The organism is Rhodoferax sp. RT5P35 (assembly GCF_056521385.1).
Genome location: NZ_JBWMAX010000128.1, coordinates 1 through 1,425 on the forward strand (window position 1 = coordinate 1; position 1,425 = coordinate 1,425).

The following is a 1,425-nucleotide window of genomic DNA, read 5'->3' on the forward strand; positions in this document are numbered from 1 at the left end:
CGGGGCCCGCATCGACCTGATCGCCGAAGCCACGCGCACCAGCAAGCGCATGATCTACTACTACTTTGGTAGCAAGGAAGCCTTGTACCTGAAGGTGCTGGAAGATGCCTACAGCCGCATCCGCAAGATCGAGAGCGAGCTGCAGCTGCAAGACCTGGAGCCCATCGAGGCCCTGCGCACCCTGGTCAACTTCACCGTGGACTACGAGCGCACCCACCCCGACTTCATCCGCCTGGTGATGAACGAAAACATCCAGCGCGGTGCCTCCCTGGCCCGCAGCACCACCATCCAGCAGCGCAACGCCACCGCCATCGACGGCATCAAGGCGGTCTACCAGCGCGGCGTGGCTTCGGGCGTGTTCCGCCCCGGCCTGGACCCGGTGGACCTGCACATGTCGATCAGCGCCCTGAGCTTCTTCAACGTCTCCAACCGCCACACCTTCGCCCTCATTTTCCAGCGCGACATGGACAGCCCCGAAGCCGTAGCCCAGCGGCGGGCCAATGTGGTGGAGATGCTGCTGCGGTATGTGAGGGCCTAGCCCTCCAGCCTGTAAGCAGTTACCCCTAGTAGCGTTGGCGCGGACTGTCCGACAATTTGGCGGTTCATACCCACAGGAGTTATCCCATGCGGTCATTGTTCCTTGCCCTGGCCTTGCTCACCACGTCGATCGCCACCCAAGCCGGCGTGGTGACAATGAACTTCACGGCCAGCCCCTTGTCGGTCAGCGCGCCGGTTTCTTCGATCAGCGGCAGTTTCACCTGGGAGGCCAACAGCCTGACCGACCCGATCCAGAGCTTGCTATCTGTAGACCTGGCCATCGCCAGCCACACCTACACGCTGGCCGAACTCGGATTCGGCAATTTCACCATCGGCGCGCTGCCGTCCACCGTCTTTGGGGTCGCCTCTGCCGCCAATGCCGATGACTTCCTGTTCCAGTTCAACCCCTCCAGCACCAACCTCGGTTTATTCGCCTTCAGCGTACAGGGAACTACCGACCGGATCTGGTTCGCCGAGGGCGGCAGCAGCCGCTTTTCTTTCGCCAACGAAGTGCCCGAGCCGGGCACGCTGGCGCTGGTGACCCTGGCGCTCATCGGAGCCATAGTGGCCCGGTCGAGGACGCAGCCGCAGCCTAAGGTCGGGTTCACAAAATAATGGGAAATTGGCAGCCAGCGCCCATCCCATAAGCACAAGCAGCTCCCAAAACAATAGCACCTACAGTTTCCCCCCCATCTCCCCCAACAACCAGCCCTTGAACGCCTGCGCCGCCGGATGCGCTTGGTTGCCCTCGGGGGCGATCAGGTAGTAGGCCTCCTTCATCGGCAGGGCAAACGCCAGTGGGCGTACCAGCCGCCCGGCGCGGATCAGGTCGTTGGCGACGGTATCGTGGGCCAGCACCACGCCCAGGCCGTTTTGCGCCCACTCCAG

Annotated in this window: 3 protein-coding genes; 2 read left to right on the plus strand and 1 reads right to left on the minus strand. The window is 62.9% G+C overall.

Features of this window, described 5'->3' with window-relative positions; translation table 11 throughout:
• Together AC097L_RS24255 and AC097L_RS24260 are read left to right on the plus strand one after the other, a co-directional pair.
• Nucleotides 1-538, plus strand: a 538-nt coding sequence (locus tag AC097L_RS24255; RefSeq protein ID WP_479589281.1) for a TetR family transcriptional regulator, incomplete at its 5' end; no start/stop codon positions are given.
• An 86-nt stretch (nucleotides 539-624) separates the two neighbouring features.
• A complete protein-coding gene (locus AC097L_RS24260; protein WP_479589282.1) occupies nucleotides 625-1,152 on the plus strand; it encodes a PEP-CTERM sorting domain-containing protein in 528 nt (175 codons plus the stop codon).
• A 60-nt stretch (nucleotides 1,153-1,212) separates the two neighbouring features.
• Here the strand turns inward: AC097L_RS24260 and AC097L_RS24265 are convergent.
• On the minus strand, nucleotides 1,213-1,425 hold a 213-nt coding region (locus AC097L_RS24265; protein WP_479589283.1), incomplete at its 5' end, for a LysR substrate-binding domain-containing protein.